The organism is Labrenzia sp. C1B70 (assembly GCF_000475395.1).
Taxonomy (GTDB): Bacteria; Pseudomonadota; Alphaproteobacteria; order Rhizobiales; family Stappiaceae; genus Roseibium; species Roseibium algicola.
Genome location: NZ_AXCE01000003.1, coordinates 111,096 through 130,938 on the forward strand (window position 1 = coordinate 111,096; position 19,843 = coordinate 130,938).

The 19,843-nt window shown below is 59.5% G+C and carries 17 protein-coding genes; 4 read left to right on the forward strand and 13 right to left on the reverse strand.

Annotated elements, in window-relative coordinates; genetic code table 11:
• Positions 1–262: 262 nt before the first annotated feature.
• The 13 genes from Q666_RS0132790 to Q666_RS37425 form a co-directional block, all read right to left on the reverse strand.
• Positions 263–2,503: a VWA domain-containing protein gene (locus Q666_RS0132790; protein ID WP_161633259.1), complete on the reverse strand. Its 2,241-nt coding sequence runs from the start codon at positions 2,501–2,503 to the stop codon at positions 263–265.
• Positions 2,504–2,518: 15 nt separating this feature from the next.
• Positions 2,519–3,346, reverse strand: coding sequence for a CbbQ/NirQ/NorQ/GpvN family protein (locus tag Q666_RS37370; protein ID WP_023001364.1), 828 nt, complete (start codon positions 3,344–3,346; stop codon positions 2,519–2,521).
• Between the two features lie 189 nt (positions 3,347–3,535).
• The gene (locus Q666_RS37375) at positions 3,536–4,573 is read right to left on the reverse strand and encodes an aliphatic amidase (RefSeq protein ID WP_023001365.1); all 1,038 of its coding nucleotides are present in this window, start codon (positions 4,571–4,573) and stop codon (positions 3,536–3,538) included.
• A gap of 33 nt (positions 4,574–4,606) precedes the next feature.
• The gene (gene urtE, locus Q666_RS37380; RefSeq protein WP_023001366.1) at positions 4,607–5,302 is read right to left on the reverse strand and encodes an urea ABC transporter ATP-binding subunit UrtE; all 696 of its coding nucleotides are present in this window, start codon (positions 5,300–5,302) and stop codon (positions 4,607–4,609) included.
• Positions 5,295–6,056, reverse strand: a complete 762-nt coding sequence (gene urtD, locus Q666_RS37385; RefSeq protein WP_023001367.1) for an urea ABC transporter ATP-binding protein UrtD — start codon at positions 6,054–6,056, stop codon at positions 5,295–5,297. Before urtD ends, urtE begins: the two co-directional genes overlap by 8 nt.
• Positions 6,053–7,171, reverse strand: coding sequence for an urea ABC transporter permease subunit UrtC (gene urtC, locus Q666_RS37390; protein WP_023001368.1), 1,119 nt, complete (start codon positions 7,169–7,171; stop codon positions 6,053–6,055). The genes urtD and urtC overlap by 4 nt, the downstream gene beginning before the upstream one ends.
• 28 nt (positions 7,172–7,199) lie before the next feature.
• Entirely contained in the window at positions 7,200–8,069 is an 870-nt protein-coding gene (gene urtB / locus Q666_RS37395; RefSeq protein ID WP_023001369.1) for an urea ABC transporter permease subunit UrtB, read from the reverse strand.
• Between the two features lie 80 nt (positions 8,070–8,149).
• Complete coding sequence (locus tag Q666_RS37400) at positions 8,150–9,397, reverse strand: transporter substrate-binding domain-containing protein (protein ID WP_023001370.1); 1,248 nt, start codon at positions 9,395–9,397, stop codon at positions 8,150–8,152.
• A 220-nt stretch (positions 9,398–9,617) separates the two neighbouring features.
• Positions 9,618–10,271 carry an ANTAR domain-containing protein gene (locus Q666_RS37405; RefSeq protein WP_023001371.1) on the reverse strand — a complete coding sequence of 218 codons (654 nt, stop codon included), beginning with the start codon at positions 10,269–10,271 and terminating at the stop codon, positions 9,618–9,620.
• 56 nt (positions 10,272–10,327) lie between these two features.
• The gene (locus Q666_RS37410) at positions 10,328–11,470 is read right to left on the reverse strand and encodes a transporter substrate-binding domain-containing protein (RefSeq protein ID WP_023014441.1); all 1,143 of its coding nucleotides are present in this window, start codon (positions 11,468–11,470) and stop codon (positions 10,328–10,330) included.
• Between the two features lie 65 nt (positions 11,471–11,535).
• Positions 11,536–12,558, reverse strand: a complete 1,023-nt coding sequence (locus Q666_RS37415) for an alpha/beta fold hydrolase (RefSeq protein ID WP_023001373.1) — start codon at positions 12,556–12,558, stop codon at positions 11,536–11,538.
• Between the two features lie 58 nt (positions 12,559–12,616).
• Positions 12,617–13,933, reverse strand: coding sequence for a cytosine permease (locus Q666_RS37420; RefSeq protein ID WP_023001374.1), 1,317 nt, complete (start codon positions 13,931–13,933; stop codon positions 12,617–12,619).
• Positions 13,934–14,415: 482 nt separating this feature from the next.
• A complete protein-coding gene (locus Q666_RS37425; protein ID WP_023001375.1) occupies positions 14,416–15,723 on the reverse strand; it encodes an NtaA/DmoA family FMN-dependent monooxygenase in 1,308 nt (435 codons plus the stop codon).
• Positions 15,724–15,835: 112 nt separating this feature from the next.
• Between Q666_RS37425 and Q666_RS37430 the strand changes: the two genes are divergently transcribed.
• From Q666_RS37430 to Q666_RS37445, 4 genes are read left to right on the forward strand one after another with little or no spacing between them, the layout of a single operon-like run.
• Positions 15,836–16,621: an ABC transporter ATP-binding protein gene (locus Q666_RS37430; RefSeq protein ID WP_031269485.1), complete on the forward strand. Its 786-nt coding sequence runs from the start codon at positions 15,836–15,838 to the stop codon at positions 16,619–16,621.
• The gene (locus tag Q666_RS37435; protein ID WP_023001377.1) at positions 16,621–17,634 is read left to right on the forward strand and encodes an iron ABC transporter permease; all 1,014 of its coding nucleotides are present in this window, start codon (positions 16,621–16,623) and stop codon (positions 17,632–17,634) included. The genes Q666_RS37430 and Q666_RS37435 overlap by 1 nt, the downstream gene beginning before the upstream one ends.
• Entirely contained in the window at positions 17,634–18,698 is a 1,065-nt protein-coding gene (locus Q666_RS37440) for an iron ABC transporter permease (protein ID WP_031269487.1), read from the forward strand. Before Q666_RS37435 ends, Q666_RS37440 begins: the two co-directional genes overlap by 1 nt.
• Positions 18,699–18,708: 10 nt before the next feature.
• The gene (locus Q666_RS37445; protein ID WP_023001379.1) at positions 18,709–19,674 is read left to right on the forward strand and encodes an ABC transporter substrate-binding protein; all 966 of its coding nucleotides are present in this window, start codon (positions 18,709–18,711) and stop codon (positions 19,672–19,674) included.
• Positions 19,675–19,843 lie beyond the last annotated feature (169 nt).

Here is a 19,843-nt window from a genome sequence, read left to right on the forward strand (position 1 = left end):
TACTTAATTTCCCCTCGAATACTACCGCGAGGTCTCCGGCGATGGACCGGCCACATTTTCAGAACACTGGCTGAAGTTAAACCCACGCAAAATCTTCCTTGAAACTTTTCCGGGTGTTTTGCCGGTTAAAGGCAGATTTTCTGATGTTTCAACAGAATCGGTACGGTCGGAACAGGCGATCAGAGCTCGTTCGGGACTGGCGCAAGGTTCACCACAGAACTGGCAATCCGGCAAAATGAGAGCAGCTCACCAGAGGCACCTCCTACTTTTTCAACTCTCCATAGAGCCCAAGCAGAGCGCCAGGAAGCCTGGAAAGGTCCGCGAGCTTTCTGACATTCTTGCCGCCAAAAATCCTGCCGGAATAATCGTTGCGGTTGTCGCCGAGCGAGAAACAGAAAACATCGATGCCGGCCATCGCCAATTCGCGCAAGGCGAAACGGGCGTCTTCCAGGAGATAATCCGGATCATCGACGTCAATATCGGACGGTTCGCCATCAGTCACCACCAGCAGTACTTTTCGATATGCCGTCCTTTCGGCAAGCTCACGCCCACCGTGACGCATAACCGGGCCGAGCCGGGTCGAGAAAGCACTTTCCAGACCGGCCAAGCGTTCATACACGCCTTGGTCGACCGGTTGGCCGAAGTCCTTGATCCGCGCATATCGGACCGTCTCCCGAGTGTCCGAGCAAAACCCTGCAAGTGCGCAATTGTCGCCGGTCGTCTCCATCGCCCCGGCCATTATCGCGGCAGACAGGCGTTCAAGATCGAGAACGCTGGCGCCCACCTCGCCTGCCGGCTCGCCGGTGGAGTGTGACTGGTCGATCAGCAACAGGATGTCCAGGTCCCGTCCCTTGCAACTCTTCCGGCCGAAGATCCTCGGATCGGGGATCTCCCGGTTGCGGCGACTTGCCTGGGCATCGATGCATGCATCCAGATCGAGAAAGTCACCGGTTTCCAGCCGGCGCTCCCGCTGGAACGCATTCACATTGGCACCGGAGATCAGAGAGATGAGAGAACTCTGTATCCTGGTTTCTTGCCTTAGGCTCCGCAACAGACCGGTTGCCGCCTTTCGCGGCGCCTCAGTGACATGAACAGTGCACCAGTCCGGGCGCATGCGGCGGCTGACATGATCGTATTCGGGATAGGTGATCTGCCGGGTTACCGCGTCCTCATCTTGAAGCCGTAGCTTTTCCGCTGCCGCGGCCTCTTCCTCGCGCTTTTCTTCTTCTTCGGGCTCCTGCCGCTCGGCCTCGTCGCGTTCTTGTTGCTCCAGGCGCACACCTTCCGTTTCAACCGCAACATCCATCTCGATCAGGTCCGGTTCCTCGTCGAAGGTCCAGATACCGAGGTTGTCGTCCCTGTAGGCCGGCTGCACCACATAGGTGCGGGCGTCGAACTGCAGCCGCATCTGCCCTAGATCGTTGGCAAGCAGTCCGCCAATTCTCCGGCAGAAGGTCTGGTCGTTGGGGGTCGCGGCAAAGGCTTCCTCGAACAGGCGTTTTCCTTTCTCCACCCAACCATTGGTATCGCTGTATTCCGGATCTATCAGCGTGCGCGACAACCGAGCCATCAAGGTTGTCGCCAGGTTTGCGGAGCGTGCATCCATGGTGTGGAAGCTGCTCCAGAGTGACCTCAGTCCCGGCATCTTTTGCAGAGCGAGCCGTTCGACCCGCGCATCTTCAAGCAAGGAGATAACTGCGACTTGCAAGGGTTTCAGGGACTTTCGCTCAAACACCTGCCGGGTGAAGGCAATGTGAGCGCCGACATGGGCAAGAGCCGCATGATAAAGCTTCAGGCTGTCCGCGCGGTCGAAACCCGGAAACCCCGACGGCAGACGAATGCCATCCCGTCCGAACCCGGCCCTGCGACGCATTTGCTCCGGAGCTGTGGCCGGGGTTTCGACAATGGGCGGAAGCTGACCCCACAAGGCGGCATGAAACGTCTTCAACCGAAGCTCTTCGTCGTCAAATCGCAAGACTGACGACTGCCGGTCAAGAAAGTGCCGCGCTTCCGGGTCTTCACCAGCGAGAAACAATCGCGCCTTTTCGCGGCTCGTCAGTCTGAGTGCCAACCCCATGCCGACGAATGTTCTGAAGCCGGACAAGCCGATTTCTGCAAGGGACCTGTCAGACGTCTCAAGCAGTGCCTCAACGGCTTCCGGCAAGTCGCGTCCGGTCCGTTCCAAAAGCGCGCACCACTCCGAAAAAGCAGGAAATGTCTTCAAGTGCTGCGCTGCGCGAGCCGCTGTATGCGGCACCCTTGCCGATGCGCGCCGGCCGGAACGAATGGCAATCCAGGAAACCAGGCGTCCGAGATCGGCTGCGGCTTCTTCCGAAACCGCCTCTGCAACCATCGGGCCACAAGTACGATAGGCTTGCGTTACGGTTTCGCCGTAACCGGCCTGGGCAATCCGGGACAGGGCTTTAGTCCAGACGGCAGACATTTGCCGTTCATATTCGCGCGTCTCAACGGTGTTGGTCTTTGCCGTGGCAGCCTCGGTCATCGTCGCCGCCATGTCTTACAGGCAGGCAGAAACAGCGGAGGACATCGCAGCGCGGATCTCCGGCTCATCAACGAGCGGCAGCACGATGGCAATCTGGCAGGCCTCTTCCAGCGGCACGCCTTGCGCTGTCAGCTGACCGGCTGCAATCAACATGCGCGTCGATGCACCTTCGCGCAGTCCGTGACCCTTGAGGTTCCGGGATCTTTCCGCAACCCGGACAAGAATCCTTGCTGTTTCAGGCTCGACGCCGGCTTCACGCGCCACGATTTCCGCTTCGATTGCCGCATCAGGATAGTCGAAGGAAATCGCGCAGAACCGCTGCCGGGTGGATTCCTTCAGATCTTTAAGCACACTCTGATAGCCGGGGTTGTAGGAGATCACGAGCTGGAAGTCCGGATGCGCCTTGACCAGTTCATTCTTCTTTTCCAGCGGCAAATGGCGGCGATGGTCGGTCAGGGAATGGATGACGACCGTCGTGTCCTGCCGCGCTTCCACCACTTCGTCGAGATAACAGATCGCACCGTTCCGGACGGCCGCCGTCAGCGGGCCGTCGTGCCAGACGGTACCGTCGGCATCCAGCAGAAACCGTCCAACCAGATCCGACGCCGTCATGTCCTCATGACAGGACACCGTGACGAGAGGACGCTTCAGCCGCCAGGCCATGTGCTCGACAAACCGCGTTTTTCCGCATCCCGTCGGCCCCTTCAGAAGGATCGGCAACCGTGCGGCATAGGCGGCTTCATAATGGCCGACCTCCTGTGCAAAGGGGCGATAAAAGGGTTCGCTGACAATGCGATAGGCGTCAATCGGGTCCTCAACCGGACCAGCTATCGGTGCATTCATTCCTGGACTTCCTGTTGAAGACGCTGCAGCGGGGGAAATCGCTGCAGCGCCAGGAGGATGCGGCGCTGCGAACCGCATCGCTCGGGAGGATCGCTGGATCAGCGCGTGCTGCCAGGTTGCTGGCCCGCGGCAAGAGCTGATCGATTTCGAACCGGGCGAGAGACTTCCCGCCCGGATTGGACCTGAGCCCTAGCGGTGGGTGCTTGCACCGTTCGGGATGCCTTCCATCGGACATTCCTCGGTGCCAACCGTCGTGCGGGTCATGGCCTCGACCATCTCCCGCGTTCCTTCCGGATCGTTCACCCAGTTGGCGTAGAAGTTATAGGGACAGGCTGCCTGGCCCTTGTCGCCATCACCGGAGTTGATCGTGCCGGTGTAGCCACGGTGCAGCAGTTTGAAGAGGTGGTTCTGCGACTGCATGTTCTTGCGGGCATCGCGGATCCCCGATACGGACATCTGGGCATATTGAATGCCGTTTTCTTCGGTGCCGCATTCCCCCAGCGTCCGGCCGTCGAAACCGATCAGGGCCGAATGGCCGAAATAGGAATAGACGCCATCGAAGCCGGCGGCGTTTGCAACCGCCACATAGCAGTTGTTCGCCCAGGCCATGGATTTGGAAATCTGGATCTGCTGCTCCTTGGCCGGATACATGTAACCCTGGCAGCGGATGATGAGTTCCGCCCCGCGCATGGCGCAGTCACGCCAGATTTCCGGATAGTTGCCGTCGTCACAGATGATCAGGCTGATCTTCATCCCCTTCGGGCCTTCCGAGACGTAGGTGCAATCGCCCGGATACCAGCCTTCGATCGGCACCCAGGGCATGATCTTGCGGTATTTCTGGACGATCTCGCCCTTGTTGTTCATCAGGATGAGCGTGTTGTAAGGCGCCTTGTTTGGGTGATCCTCGTGTCGCTCGCCTGTCAGGGAGAACACGCCCCAGACGTTCGCCTTCTTGCAGGCTTCGGCGAAGATGGCCGTTTCCTCTCCAGGCACCTGGGAGGCGGTTTCGTACATCTCCTTGGGGTCATACATGATCCCGTGGGTGGAATATTCCGGGAAGATCACCAGGTCCATGCCCGGAAGACCGACCTTCATTCCCGCGATCATGTCCGCGATGTTGCGGGCATTGGCCAGCACTTCCTCGCGGGTATGCAGACGCGGCATCTTGTAGTTGACCACCGCCACGCCGACGGTGTCGTTGCTGCTGGAAATATCACCGTGATACATCAATTCCTCCTTCTAGGAACGGGTTGCCGCGCCTCAGACCACGAGGTGTTCGTGGACAAGGTCGTCGGACAGTTGGGCAATGCCGGAAGTGACCGCGACGGTGCCGCGGTCGAGGATCGCGAACCGGTTCGAAGCCCGGCGTGCGAAAGTGAGGTTCTGCTCCACCAGAACGATGGTGAGGCCCCTGGTTCGGTTCAGGTCGATCAGGACATCCTCGATCTGCTCGACGATGTTGGGCTGGATGCCTTCCGTCGGCTCATCGAGCAGAAGCACCTTGGGCTGGGAAAGAAGCGCCCGACCGATTGCAAGCTGCTGCTGCTGACCTCCGGAAAGGTTGCCGCCCCGCCTGTTCAGGAACTCCTTCAGGATCGGAAACAACTCCAGCACCCAGTCGGCGATCTCACCCTGCCCCGACTGGGCGGCAAAGGTGCCGATCATCAGGTTCTCGCGCACGGTGAAGGCCGGCAGGATACCGCGGCCTTGCGGGACATAGCCGATGCCGGCGAGCGCTCTTGCGTGCGTCGGCAGGCTGTTCAATTCCATTCCGTCCAGCTTGACCGAACCGGACGTGCGGCTCATCAACCCGAGGACACTGCGAAGAAGCGTCGTCTTGCCCACGCCATTGCGGCCGAGAACGGAGAAAAAATCACCCTCGTCAATGTCCATGGAAACGGACTGGAGCGCACGGCTTCGGCCGTAGAAACCATCGAGACCGTTCAGCTCAAGCATGGCCGGCCTCCTTCGTTCCAAGATATGCTTCCTTCACCCGCGGGTCGCTGGAGACTTCCTCCAGCGAACCTTCGGCAAGCAGCTTTCCCTGGTGCAAGACCGAAATGGTTTCAGCGATGTCGCGCACGAATCCCATGTCGTGCTCGACGACAATCAGCGTGTGCTCGCCCCGCAGCCTGTTGAACAACTCGGCCGTCTTGCCGGTTTCCTGCGCGGTCATGCCTGCTGTCGGCTCGTCCATCAGGATGAGTGTCGGGTTCTGGGCCAGGATCAGCGCGATCTCCAGCCATTGCGTCTGACCGTGAGACAGATGTCCGGCAGCAAGATCGAGATCGTCCTGAAGGCCGACCAGAACCGCAAGACGTTCGATTTCCTCGTCGTCGTGACTTGCACCGAAACGCACGAGGTTGGCCAGAACGCCGGTGTTTCGTGATTGACAGATATTCAGGTTTTCCCGAACGGTCAGTTCGCGGAAGACACTCGGCACCTGGAACTTGCGTCCGATACCGACGCGGGCGATCTGATATTCCTTCAGGGTATGGATCGCCTCGCCCTTGAAGCGGATCTCGCCGGAGGTCACACGGGTCTTGCCGCAGATCAGGTCGAGCGCCGTGGTCTTGCCAGCACCGTTCGGTCCGATCAGGCAACGCAGTTCGCCGCTGTTCACATCCAGCGACAGTCCTGAGATCGCCTGGAAACCGCCAAAGGACACACTGACGTCCCGAAGGCTGAGGTGGTCGGTTGCTGTCTTCATGACGCCGCCTCCGTGGTTTTCATGACATTGCTCGCGGATTTCCTGGCGCTGCCGGCGAAAAAGGGCAGCCGGTCGACGGCCATCGAGACGGCACCTGCAATGCCTTTCGGCAGAAACAGGACAGCGAGTACGAACAGCCCCCCCATGATCAGCATCCAGCTTTCCAGGAAGACTTCGGATTCCGACAGGGCACCCTGGACGCCGGTCACGATCAGGGCTCCGATGGCAGCCCCCAGAAGGCTCTGCCGGCCGCCCACGGCGACCCAGATCACCACGGAAAGGCTGAGCGGCACGCTAAGGAATGTCGGCGAGGCGAATTCCATCACGATCGTGTAGAGCATGCCTGCCAGACCGGCGATGCCGGCCGACAGCGAGAAGACGAAGATCTGATAGAGCGCGACGTCGTATCCGAAGAAGCGGACCCGGTTTTCCTGATCGCGGATCGCTTGCAGGATCATGCCGGTCTTGCTGCGGGTAACCGCGAGCGACAGGAGCAGCACGGCACACAGGCACAGCGCGACCAGGTAATAGGTTGTCGCGGAATAGGCGTCGAAGAAGAAACCGGCCACTTCGAACTGGGCGAGATCCGTGATGCCGTTGAAGCCGCCGGTGTAGCGCTGCTGATCGATGATCAGGAGATTGACCACCACCAGAACGGCCAGCGTGATGATAGACGCATAGACACCGGTGATGCGCCCGCGAAACATGAACCAGCCGAGCAGCGCAGCAAAGGCGGCAGGGATCAGGAGGCCCGCCAGAATGGCGAAGGTCATGGAGTGAAACGGCGCCCAGAACCAGGGCAGTTCGGTGACATTGTTCCAGACCATGAAGTCCGGAAGCCCTTCGCTGCCGGTATGTACCGGCACGGTGCGAAGCTTGAGGCCCATGGCCATGGCATAGGACCCCAGGCCAAAGGTGGCTGCCTGGCCGAGATTGAGAATTCCGGCGTAGCCCCAGGAGAGGCTGAGCGAGACTGCCAGGATGGCAAAGACCAGGTAGCGGGAATATTTGTTCAGGAGAAACGCATCGTCCAGCACGGACGGCACGAGCAAGATGGCTGCACAGAACGCCAGATAGAGCACCAGCCGTGCTGTTGATTTTCCAGTCAGGTTCATTGAATTGCGATCCTTTTTCCGGCCGTGATCACGAGCGCACACGGGTCGAGAACAGGCCTTCGGGCCGAAAGCGGATGAGGATGACGATCGCCAGCAGGACCAGCGCCTTGGCCAGGGTGTCGTTGCTGTGGAAGGCCAGGAAACCCGAAAGTTCACCCAGGATCCCGGAGCTTGCGACAGTGCCGAGCAGGCTCTGGGCACCACCAAGGACAACCACCATGAAGGCGTCGACAACGTAGGTCGTCCCCATTTCCGGAGAGACGCTCTTCAGCGGCGACACGAGCGCACCGGCGAGACCGGCGATGCCGGCGCCATAGGCGAAGGTCGACCGGTAGATGCGGGCGGAATTGATGCCGAAACTGGAGGCGATCTCCCGGTTCTGGGTAATCGCGCGCAGTTTCAGCCCGAAGCTGGTGCGCCGGTAGATGACCCAGGTGAGCCCGAAGAGGACAAGCGCAAGACCCAGGATGAACAGCCGGTAGGCGGACTCGCTTGCACCGAACAGGGACACGCTGCCACTGAGGAACGCCGGGATCTCGACATAACGCAGCTCGCCGCCGGCAATCAGCCGGATCGCCTGCTGCGCCATCACGCCAATGCCCCAGGTCGCCAGGATGGTGTCGAGCGGCCGGTCGTAGAGATGGCGGATGACCAGGGCTTCCACGGCCCAACCGAACACCGCAAGAATGAAAAAGATCGGGATCAGGCTTTCCAGCAATCCCATGCCAAGCTGGGACTGCAGAAACCAGGCGCAATAGGCGCCCAGCATGACGAATTCGCCATGCGCAAGATTGATGACCCCGGTCACGCCGTAGATGACGGCGAGGCCAAGGGCGACCAGCATCAGGATCGAAGCGATACTGAGACCGGTCAGGAGTTGGGAGACGACAAGTTCCATCTGCAAGCCTTCAAGGTCTGGAAAACATCAGGTCACGGAAAAGCCGGGCGGCGTGACGACACGCCGCCCGTTTGCGCGTGTCAGCTGCTCTTCAGACCGTCAGCGGTGCAGACCTGGCCGTCGTAGGCCTTGTAGGGAATGGGCTCGAGCCAGTCGGCGGACTGTTGCAGGATCTCGAACTGGCCATCCGACTTGCACTGGCCGATCTTCGGTCTCAGCCAGGTATGAAGGTTCTCGCCCTCGATCTTGACCAGTCCCTGCGGCGCGTTGAACTGCTCACCCTTGACGGCCTCGCGGATCGTGGTCGGATCGATATCGTCCGGCGACAGTTTCTCGACGGCCTGCTTGAACAGATGCACCTGGAAATAGGACGGCTCGGAGACGAAATGCGTGACCTTGTCGCCGCCCCAGCGGGACTTGTAGGCCTCGACGAATTTCTGGTTTTCCGGTGAATCCCAGACCATGAAATATGGTGCGGAGGTGAAATGCCCCGCGGCAGCGGCACCGCCCATCGCCGCCACTTCGTTTTCCGAGGTGGTCAGGCTGGCCATCGGCATCTTTTCCGGGTCGAGACCGGCCGCATGATACTGCCGGTGCAGGGCGACAACGGAATCACCGACCACCGTCGAGAAGATCACGTCCGGCTTTTCCGCCTTCAGCTTGTTGATGACGGACGAGAATTCCGAATGGCCGAGCGGCACATATTCCTCGTGAACGACTTCGGCTCCAAGTTCGGCCAGCAACTTCTTGCAGTAGTTGTTCTCTTCCTTCGGATAGATGTAATTCGACCCGATCAGGTACCAGCGCTTGCCGAAATTCTTCACCAGCCAGGGCACGAACTCGTCCTGCTGCTGATTGGGAACAGCACCTGTGTAGATGACATTCTTCGAGCACTCGCGCCCCTCGTAGAGGGTCGGATACCAATAGAGATTGTCCCGCTTTTCGAACACGGGCAGCACGGCCTTCCGGCTGGCCGAGGTATAGGAGCCGAAGACCGAAACGCATTTGTCCTGGAGGACAAGCTTGCGCGCCTTTTCCGCGAAAGTCGCCGGATCAGAAGCCGGGTCCTCAACCACCGGAACGATCTCCATGCCGTTGACACCGCCGGCGGCGTTGATTTCCTCGATCGCCATGATCGTCGCCTTGTTGAGCGACTCTTCGATAATCGCAGTCGTCCCGGTCAGGGAGAACAGAACCCCCACCTTGATCTGGCCGCCGGCGGCGCGCGCCAGTCCGCTGTTCTTGCTCCAGATATGCGGGAAGGTGCCGAGACCGGCTGCCCCGAAAGCGGCCGACCCGAGAAGAAAATTGCGCCTGTTGGTTTTCACGTTGCTGCTCCATAAACAAAAAAAGCCCCGTCCGCCCTGCCTTGCGGCAGCTCGTTCGGGGCATCGTCGCCTCTGATTTTTGTGAACGCGGCTATGGTGCCGCTGAGGGAAATGTCTGATTTTCAGACAACAAAAAACCCCACGTTCCGCCAAGACGAAAACCGTGGGGCTCTTTTACCCGGATGTACGTGGCGCTGTTGCCACGAATAACTCTGAAAGATTAGCTAAGAAGTTCGTGCGAGTCAATTATCGCATTTGCAACTGCACCAATAGTTACACGCCGTTCCATCGCCTGTCGACGCAAATAGTTGTAAGCTTCCTCTTCGCTTACATTCTTGACACGAACCAACAGAGACTTTGCACGTTCAACAAGGCGCATTGTTCTGAGATTTTCATCAAGTTTATCGATCCGGTTTCTTAGTCGGCGCTCGTAAAGAAAGTGCTCGCGCGCCAGAGCGACGCAAGTCTGGACCGCGCGCTGGACGACGGGATAGTGCAGCACGCCATGGGCGGCGCAATTATGGATCAGCTTGAGATCCAGATTGCTGACACCGCGATCCACCAACACCAGACCGGCTTCCGGCTCTCCCGGCAACCAGGGGATACGTTTGGGCATGTCCTCGACCAGCGTGCAGAACACAAGATCGCAATCGACAGGCAACTGCGGCGGGATCGGCCAGATATGGCGCACCTCGCAACGCAGGCGCTGCAACTCCCGGATCAGGCGTTCGCCATCCGCATCGGGTTCGACGATAACCGCGATCCTGAGGTTCTGATGCGGAGTTGTTGCGGTGGCGTTCTTGCGCATGGCAGCCGCTGCCGACGTTCGTTGCGAAAGCGGCCGCTTGGTCTTGGCCGCCGCGGTTGTGTCCATTTCCAGTGTCTCCCCGGTTGTCTGCTTGTTTGTCCAGGTTCTTCGGGAGGTTTGTGTCAGCTGTATTCGAGGCATCGGCCGTACCCAATCAAGTAAGGATCCGCCTTCACGCTGGAGGGCGATTCAAAAACGATATCGAACTGGCCGCTGCGGTTCGCGCGGCCGATGCGGGTCCACAGGTCGGCATGGCCCCACACGGGGTTGATGGAAACTTCGCCCTGCGGGGCATCGAATTCCGATCCCATGACCGACTGGCGGATCATCGAGGTGTCCATGGAGTTGGTCTCGGCAAGGGTCTTGGCGAAGACATTCACCTGGAAATAGGACGCCTCCAGACACATGTTGGTCGGCTCGTCCTCGCCGTAGCGCTTCTTGTAACGGTCGATGAAGGTCGCATTGCGGTCGTTGCCGACACCCTGGAAATAGGAAGCGGCGGTCAGATGGCCGTCGCCGACATCATATCCCATCGCCCGGATCTCGGCCTCGGTGGTCGTCAGGCTGGCGATCGGCATCACCCTCGGGTCGATGCCGAGATCCGCATAGGCCTGGTAGAGATATGTGGTCGTGTTTCCGACCACCGTGGAAAAGATCACGTCCGGCTGCACCTGCCGGATTTCACGCATGATCGGTACGAAGGAATTTCTGTCCGCTCCCAGCCGGACATAACTCTCGCCGACGACACTGCCGCCATTGTTGCGGATCAGCTCCCGCATGATGCGATTGGATTCGCGCGGATAGATGTAGTCCGACCCCACGAAATAAAACCGCGTTCCGTAGAGCTCCATCAGGATCCGGCACAGCTGGACACTGTTCTGGTTGGGTGTTGCTCCCGTGTAGATCACGTTGGAGGAAAACTCGAAGCCTTCGTAAAGCGTCGGATACCACAACAGGCCGTTCAGCCGCTCAACCACCGGCAGAACGGCCTTGCGGCTGGACGAGGTGTAACAGCCGAATATCGTGCTGCAGCCGTCCTCGACCATAAGCTTCTTTGCAAGAAGCCCGTAGTTGCGTGAGTCCGAACCCGGGTCATAGATAATCGGCTCGATGGGCCGTCCGTTGATCCCGCCGCTATCATTGATTTCATCGATTGCCGTCAACGTCCCGCGCAACTGGGTTTCCTCGATCACCGACATGTAGCCGGACTGCGAGAACAGCACACCGACGCGCCACGGTTCGGAAGTTTTGCATGAACTGGTCAACCCAAACTCTCCCCTTTCAGTCCTGCGCCGGCCGCCAAAGCGGCCGGCCGGGCTGGCCTTGCCTGTCAGGCACTACCCGCAAGTATTTCCTTCAGCTTCCCGTCCAGAAACGCCACATCAACCGGGCTGGTGCCCGGCCCACCTGCAAAATGTCCCCATATGGATTCAATCGGAATCAACGTCGCATTCGGCATGTTCGCGACTTCGATTTCGCTGTCTTCCGGCGGGAAGTATAGATCCGTTCGGCCGGGCATCACATATGCCTTCGATTGTATTGCCCCCAGCGCCTTCTTGTAATCGCCATGGTAGATGTCGTTGGCGCTGATATCGCCGTTCTGCCAGGTCCAGAGCATGGCCAGCAGGTTGTTGGCGTCCTTGGGAAGGAAAAATCCTTCCCAGAACGCAACCAGGAAATCCTCCAGCGAGGAATATCCAAGCGTCTTCAGGTCCAGCTCTTCCCGGTAGAAGGATTGCGAGAACCCCCAACCGGCATAGACACGCGCCATCGCCCGAAGCCCTCGTTCCGGCTTCTTCTCGTACCAGCCTTCCAGAAAGGCGGCATCGGCTGTCAGGGCCGCTTTCACCCCTTCCAGGAACACGAAGTTGTGCCGGGAGCATTTGGCGGACCCGCAAAACGGCACGATCCTCTCGACCATGTCGGGATACATCGCGCCCCAGTGGAAGGTCTGCAGGGCCCCCATGGACCAGCCCGTGACCATCTTGATGCGCTCGACACCGAACTTCTGTGTCATGAGTTGGTGCTGTGCGCGGACGTTGTCATAGGCAGTCACTTTCGGAAACCGCGCCGCGTTGTAGGGCTCGGGCGTGTTGGACGGCGATGATGACAAGCCGTTGCCGAACATGTTCGGAATCACGATGAAATACTCATCGGGATCCAGCGCCATGCCCTTGCCGACCAACCATTCGTTGTCGACGTGCTGGCCGGAATACCAGGTCGGGTAAACGATGACGTTGTCCTTGGCCGCGTTGAGCTTGCCGAAGGTCTTGTAGGCGAGCTTGCACTCGCGAAGCGTTGCGCCGCTCTGAAAGGTGAAGTCGCCCAGTTCGTAAATTTCGTAGTCTGCCATGGAAGGCTATCCTCTGGTTTTTTGGTATTGTCCGGCGGCCTGAGCCGCCGGAAATTGGTCAGGCACCGGCCCTTGCGGCCTCTGGCATCCGGTTGAACAGGAGGTAGGCAACCCCACCGGCAAGCCCTGCGGAAATTGCCGTCGAAAACTGCGGAGCATAGAACTCGACGATCACCGCAACGATGGAACCTGCCGCCCAGGCAGCGAATGCGGTTGGGCGCCAGTCACGGTCGATCGTGGCGTTGCGGCGCTGCAGATACTGGTCAACCAGAATGATCGCGCCGATCGGCGGAACCAGGATGCCGAGCAGGGAAAGCCACTGGATGAAGAACGCCCAGACGTTGCCGGCGGCAATGACGATGCCGATGACACCCAGGATAACCGCCATCAACCGCATGCGGCTGTTGAGAATACGCGACCAGCCGGTTGCGGCATTGTAAAGGCAATGAGCGCAGACAGAGCCGAGATTGCAGTAGAGAAAGAGGAAGGCAAGGACACTGAGAAAGGTCAGCTGCTTGCCGTTCATGTAGCCGAACATGTTGTCCGTGCCGAAGGGATTGGCATCGGGAACCGCAAGGGCTGCCGTCATGATCCCCCCGACCAGCATGGCGCACATGTTGGCGAACGGAAAGGCGCTGAACGTTGCGATGACGGATGCCTTGGTATCCTTTGCCCAACGGTTGAAGTCCGCCGTCACTGTCCCGGCATCGATGAACAGGGCGATGACCACTGTCAGTCCGACACCCATCGACATGGTCGCCGCGCCGTTGTTGCCGGGATAAGCCGCGATTTCCGCCCAGCTTGTCGTCGACAGGCTGTCGGCAACCACCCAGCCGCCAAGCAGCACGAACAAGGGCACCGACACCAGCCCGATCAGGTGAAGCCCGTGTACGCCGACGAAGGTGATGCCGATGTAAAGCAGGCCGGCGATCACGGTCATCGCGACATAGTTCAGCTCGTAGGCCGAGCTGATCAAGGATCCCGTGATGCCGGTTTGCACAGCGTACCAGCCGAGCAGCAAGGTCGACAGCAGGCCGGAGGCAAGCATGTATCCCTTCCGTCCGAAGACCACGCTGGCGAGAAGTGCGAAATTCATGCCCCTGCGCGTGCCCAGAACTCCCAGCAGGCCGACATAGGCAAACATGATCAGGTTGCCCAGGAGCATGGCCCAGACCGCATTTGTGAAGCCCATGCCCAGAACCAGGAGGGATCCGGTCATGGCGCCGGTGATGATCATTGGAAAACCGATCCAGACGGTCGTGACCGAAAAGGTGCTCCTGCGGGCCGACATCGGGACCGGCGTGTGTTCATATTCTTCTCCGAGAACATGATCCACTTCGTCCAAGGCTTCCGCCTCGCCGTGTAACTTGCTCATTTTTACCCCTCATTTTTATTGTTCTGCCGCGCCCCGGCAGTTGTTCGGGGTTTCTCTCGCGGCACATCGCTGAGCGCAAAAAAAAGGCCTCCCTACAGCTTCGTTTCCGAAGACATAGAGAGGCCTTTTCGCCTGCGAATTTTAAAGTGGCCCCGTTGCCACGTTCCAATCACTTGGAGATTGAAACGTTATCGAGAGGTTTTACTTCTGTCAACAAAATCGGCACACGGCTTCTGCCGAATTTTTGACCAGCCACCTAAAAGATTTTTCTTATTAATTTCAATTAATTACGGAACATTCATCGCATAAGCGCCCGTCAGACAAACATCAAAGCACTCTATTCGGGCTGCTGTTTCGCGATGTCAGGGGTTGGAATTTTCTTTCGCCAAGCCCCGACACCGGTTTTCGAAAATGGCGCAACCTCGGCCTCTGCAGTTGCGTAGTCAGCCTGCTGTGACGCGCTTCTGCGTTTGTCTCGATGCCTATTCCTGGGTCAGATGCTCGAAGAAGGTCGCGCCTGAATAGTCCTTCCGGAAAAGGCCCAGATCACCCAATGCAGGAACCACCTGTTCCAGGAGCAGGCGCACCGCGTCCAGAGATCCACCCGGAAAGGCGACGAAACCGTCGATCGCACCTGCCGCTGCCCAATCCTTGATTTGTGCAACCGCATCGGAAGGTGTGCCGACGACGAGCCAGTGGGCCGAGCCGATAACTTCCGGCCGGCGCAACAGGTCTTCGACGGCCGGTTCGTCCCGCTCGATCATCCGCCGCAGAAGTTGCGAATGGGTGCGGCTGCGCACCGTTTCCGGTGGCGGGGGCAGGTCCGTGGCTTTCACCTGTCGTTCTGCCGGCCAGTCGCAAAGATCGAGCCCGGTCATTTCCAGAACTGTTGCCAGGCACCGGTCGCGGCTCACGCGTGCGTTGGTTTCGGCAAAGAGCTCCTCTGCCTCCGCCCTGGTCGGCGCAAGGTAAAGGCTCAACCCTGGTAAAACCCGGATATCGTCACCCTTTCGTCCGCGCCGTTCGGCCCGTTTGCGCAAATCGGCCCGCAAGTCCATGGCTGCAGCCTTGTCCGGTGTAGAGGCAAAGATCGCGTCCGCCACCGAAGAGGCAAAGTCACGGCCTGCGCCCGATGCCCCTGCCTGCACAAGCGGTATCCGTGTCTTGCCGAAGCGCGGCAAGTTGAGCGGACCCTTCACGTTGAAGAATGAACCTTCGTGGTCGACCGGTTTGACGAGTTCCGCATCGGCGAACAGCCCGCTTTCCCTGTCGAGTTTGAGAGCTTCATAAGGAAAGCTCTCCCAAAGCAGCCGGACAACTTCGGTAAATTCGGCGGCCCGTGCGTAGCGTTCCTCCGGGCTCGGCATTTCGGACAGGCCGAAATTCGCGTTGCCGTCCAGCGCGGTGACGATGTTCCAGCCGGCCCGTCCGTTGCTGAGCCAGTTCAGCGACTGGATCTGCCGGGCGACGATATAGGGTGGAAAGAAGGTCGTCGACGCTGTCGACAAGAGCCCGATCTTCGACGTCTCGCCCGCGATCGAGGCCAGCAGCAATGTTGGGTCAAGGCTGGCAAACCCGGTGCCGGATGCCAGCAGCCCGGTGTTCAAAAACAGCGAGTCCGGCAGAAACGCAAAGTCCAGTTTGGCCTGCTCCGCGCGCAGTGCGACGTCGAGATAAAAATCACTGCCGTAAAGACCTTCCACGCCACTGTCCGCACGACGCCACGCGTCGCCGCTGAGCCATGTCGGGGCGAGCGACATGCCGATATGCAATTTCTTTGAGGGGGTCATCAAATCCGCTCTTGATTGGATTGGAAACGAGTTGGAGGGCTGGCTTTGGGTTTGCTGGCTCGTTTCGGATAGTATAAAGACTTCTGCATTGCAGAAGGTCAAGAGGTCGAAATTGCTGGAGACAAGACACGTAAGTGCGGCTTACGGACCCTTGAATGTGCTCAGTGATGTCTCCGTCCGGTTCAGCAAAGGCCGGCTTACGGCGATCGTCGGGCCGAACGGGTGCGGCAAGTCCAGCCTGTTGAAAGCGATCATGGGCTTCCTGCCGATCAGCGCCGGCGACATTCTGCTGGAAGGCGCACCTCTCCCTGGCATCGGCCGGAAAGCTCTTGCCCGCCGGATTGCCTATCTGCCTCAGGATTGCTTCTGCCCGGATTACATGACACTTGGCGAGCTGATCGAGCTTGCCGGCTATTCGCGGTATTCGCTGACGGGCGGTCCGTCGGCGCAGGATCGTGATCTCTTCAAACAGGTTCTGGAGACTGTCGGCCTGAGCGACCGGGCCGGTTTTCCCGTCAACAAATTGTCCGGTGGTCAGCGACAGCGCGCCTGGATCGCAATGGTTCTGGCACAGGATACCGATGTCATCCTCATGGACGAGCCAGTCAATCATCTGGACATGAAATACCAGTTCGCCGTTCTCGAACTTGTCAGGGAGCTGATCGAAACCCACGGCAAGACGGTGATTGCCGTTCTGCACGACCTGAACCTGACCACCGCCTTCGCCGACGAGGTCGTGCTGATGCAGTCTGGCCGGTGCATTACGGCAGGACCGGTTGCGGACACGGTCACCAGTGACAACATCGAACAGGTCTTCGGCCTCAGGACACAGATCTTTCCACGCGATGGGCGCCTCGTCTGCTTTCCGGAGCGCATTGGGCACGCATCGGTAGCCTGATGGACCGGCGTAGTCTCCACCTTCTGCTCATCCTTGCAATGCTTGCCATCGTGCTGGTGGTGCATTTGTTCTTCGGTTTCCACGCGGCCGATCTGCCGAACCTGATTGCCGCGCTCCAGCGTTTCGAAGCTCAAAGTTACGAAGACGCGGTCCTTCTGTTCCAGCGATTGCCGCGCACCCTGATTGCGATTTATGCCGGCGGCATTGCAGCGGCCAGCGGCTTCGTCCTGCAGAGCCTGGTGCGCAATCCCCTGGCCTCCCCGGCCACACTGGGCGTCAATTCTGGTGCGGCTCTGTTTCTGGTTGCCAGTGCGCTGCTATTCGGTGCCAGCGCCGAGCTGCAGGGCATTGCGGCGCTTGCCGGAGCACTTGCCGGTTTTCTCTCCAGCCTTGCAGTTGCCCGGCTCGCAGGTCGCCGGAACGACCCGCGCGGATTGTCCCTTATCCTGTCCGGCGCCCTGGTTTCCATGCTGTTCACCGGCATGACCAACGCCTTGCTGTTGTCCGACCCGGCCCGCCGCGCCGATTTTCTGAGTTGGGTAACCGGCAATATCAACCACGTCTATATCGACCGCCTTGCCATGTTCTGGTGGATCGGGGCCTTTTCCGTCGTAATCCTGCTGCTGTTTGCCCGGCCGCTGACCCTGATCCTGCTGGGCGCCGACAAGGCCGCCTCAACCGGTGTCAACGTTCCTCTTGTCTCACGTCTTGCCATCGGAGCAGCCGTGCTCGGGTCCGGTTCCGCGGTTGCGGTATGTGGTCCGATCGGCTTCGTCGGACTGGTCGTGCCACATATCGTGCGCCCCTTCATGGGCAACAATCTTGTTCACGCCTTGCCAGCCTCCCTGATCGTGGGAGCGATTGTCGGTCTGGCTGCGGACCTCATCGCTCGGGAAGCCTTTTATCCCTACGTCGTGAACACCGGCCTGGTTACGGATCTGATCGGTGGCATCGTATTCATCGTGATCGTCAAACGGTTCTATCTCTCCCCCGGTAGCCGGGAGGCCTCATGATCAGAGGCGGTAGAGCAATCGACGGCAAACGGGTGCTGCGTCTGGCCGGCGGACTTCAGATGAGAACCGGCAATCTGCTTGCCGGAGCCTGCCTTGTGGCTGCTGCGCTTGCACTTGCAGCTCTTGCCACCGGCCTCGGGCTGACGGACACCGGGCTAACCGATCTTTTCCGAACGCTTGCCGGTGAACAATTGCCGCGTGCGGAGAACTATGCCCTCTGGACGGTCCGCCTGCCGCGCATCCTGCTCGGGTTCATGGTCGGCTGGGCGGTCGCACTTGCCGGGGCAATGCTTCAGTCGGTTGCCAGGAACCCGCTGGCTGACCCGGGACTTTTCGGCTTCAGCCAAGGGTCGATGACGATGATCATGTTGCTGCTGGTCTTCCTGCCGGCGGCACCCAAGAGCCTTGTGGTTCTTGCTGCGCTCGCCGGTGGGCTGACGGTTGCCGGTCTACTTTTATGGCTTGTCGGCAGCGAGCGATCCAGCGGCCTTTCCATCGTCCTGATGGGGATAGCAATCGAGACTGTCCTGTCCTCATTCGGATCGCTTCTCATCCTGTATCTGCCGACCGAGACCTCCATCGCCCTTTCCGAGTGGCTGGCCGGCTCGCTGTTTCAGGCCAACTGGACAGTCATCGCCGCCTTTGCGCCGTTGTTCGGTCTCAGCCTCGCGGCAATCTTCGTTCTCGGCCCTGCCATGGCCACATATGACCTGGGTAGCGAAATGGCGATGGCATTGGGCGAACCTGTTGGCCGTTCACGCCCGTTGATCTTGCTCACTGCCGTTGTGCTGAGCTCCGCTGCCGTGACGGCGGTTGGGCCCCTGGTCTTTCTCGGTGTGCTGGCACCTCACATCGCCGGCTTGCTTTCACCGGCCGTCGCCCGGGCGCGGCTTTTCCTGTCCGCCTTGATGGGCGGGATCCTCGTCCTGATCGCCGATGCACTGACACGCGGGCTTGGCGGCTCCCTGCCAATGCCTCTCGGTCTCAGCCTGACGATGGTCGGCGTGCCGCTCTTCATAATCGCGCTGCGTCTGCAGGCGCTACGCAAACTCCAGTCACACTGAAAGGATCTTCATGCGTTTTCTCGTCTCCTGCGCAATCGCAGCCCTACTGGCGACAAGTCCGGTCCTTGCTGCCGAGCGCACTGTCACCGACGACACGGGCCGGAAGGTCACGATCCCGGAGCAGCCCGAACATATCGTCGTCATGCACGAGCCGTTGCTCGGCATCCCGCTGATGGATCTCGGTCTCGATCTTACCGGCAGCTTCGGCCGGGCGGACGACGGCAGCTTCGTTATCGCAGTCGACTTCATCGACACCGTTCTCGGCGAAGGCAAAACAAAACCAAAGGGTTTCGGCCCCGTCGGGCAGCTCGACCTTGAAAAACTGAGAGCGCTGGAACCTGATCTGATCGTCGCGAGCGAACTGGATGCCGGCAAAGCCGATCAACTGGCCACTGTCGCGCCGGTCTATCTACAGAATGTCGGCAGCTCGAAGGTCTACGGTTTTGATGTCGAGGAAGACCTCGCAGCTCTCGTCGGCCGGGAAGATGTCTTTGCCGCCCGCAAGGCGGCCTATGAAAAGCGCGTGGAAGATCTGCGCGCCAAACTGCCTTTCGATCCTGCAGGCAGGACCTACCTTCCCGTCTTTCTGACCGACCAGCTCAATGTTGTGGGCGATTCCTCCGGCATGGTTCAGGCACTGGAAGATCTCGGATACAGCCGTCTGGATGTCGGCGCGCCGAGTGGCGCCTCTCCGGCAGGCGGTTCCATGATGCTCATGCCGTTGAGTGCGGAGGAATTCGGCAAGCTCGATCCTGATGTTCTTGTCCTGCTCAACAGCTACATGGCCGGCGGTCGCGATGAGGCCGGCACCCGTGCTTCGCTGAGCAAGATTGTTCCCGGTTGGGATCAATTCATGAAACCGGCCAAAGAAAACCGGATCCTGTTCGTCGACCCCGCCAAGGTGATTACCCCGAGCGTTGCAAGCGCGGAACACATGCTGGACGCGATCGCAGGCTGGAACGAGACGACGCAGTAAAACCGGAGCTGCTCAGTCTATCGGTTTTCTGCATCGAACACGCCCGGGCGGTACACCCAGTGCTTGCCCGGGTGTCTTGCCTTCTCCCGTCCAGAAATCATATCCGGCCCACCTGGATACCCGGACTCAAAAAACATGAGTATTTGATACAAGTTTAATTGCTCCCGCT

Bases quoted from the DNA above. Each gene is read 5' to 3' on its own strand.
- Q666_RS0132790 (WP_161633259.1), bottom strand. From the start codon at position 2,503: ATGACCGAGGCTGCCACGGCAAAGACCAACACCGTTGAGACGCGCGAA.
- Q666_RS37370 (WP_023001364.1), bottom strand. From the start codon at position 3,346: ATGAATGCACCGATAGCTGGTCCGGTTGAGGACCCGATTGACGCCTAT.
- Q666_RS37375 (WP_023001365.1), bottom strand. From the start codon at position 4,573: ATGTATCACGGTGATATTTCCAGCAGCAACGACACCGTCGGCGTGGCG.
- urtE (WP_023001366.1), bottom strand. From the start codon at position 5,302: ATGCTTGAGCTGAACGGTCTCGATGGTTTCTACGGCCGAAGCCGTGCG.
- urtD (WP_023001367.1), bottom strand. From the start codon at position 6,056: ATGAAGACAGCAACCGACCACCTCAGCCTTCGGGACGTCAGTGTGTCC.
- urtC (WP_023001368.1), bottom strand. From the start codon at position 7,171: ATGAACCTGACTGGAAAATCAACAGCACGGCTGGTGCTCTATCTGGCG.
- urtB (WP_023001369.1), bottom strand. From the start codon at position 8,069: ATGGAACTTGTCGTCTCCCAACTCCTGACCGGTCTCAGTATCGCTTCG.
- Q666_RS37405 (WP_023001371.1), bottom strand. From the start codon at position 10,271: ATGGACACAACCGCGGCGGCCAAGACCAAGCGGCCGCTTTCGCAACGA.
- Q666_RS37415 (WP_023001373.1), bottom strand. From the start codon at position 12,558: ATGGCAGACTACGAAATTTACGAACTGGGCGACTTCACCTTTCAGAGC.
- Q666_RS37420 (WP_023001374.1), bottom strand. From the start codon at position 13,933: ATGAGCAAGTTACACGGCGAGGCGGAAGCCTTGGACGAAGTGGATCAT.
- Q666_RS37425 (WP_023001375.1), bottom strand. From the start codon at position 15,723: ATGACCCCCTCAAAGAAATTGCATATCGGCATGTCGCTCGCCCCGACA.
- Q666_RS37435 (WP_023001377.1), top strand. From the start codon at position 16,621: ATGGACCGGCGTAGTCTCCACCTTCTGCTCATCCTTGCAATGCTTGCC.
- Q666_RS37445 (WP_023001379.1), top strand. From the start codon at position 18,709: ATGCGTTTTCTCGTCTCCTGCGCAATCGCAGCCCTACTGGCGACAAGT.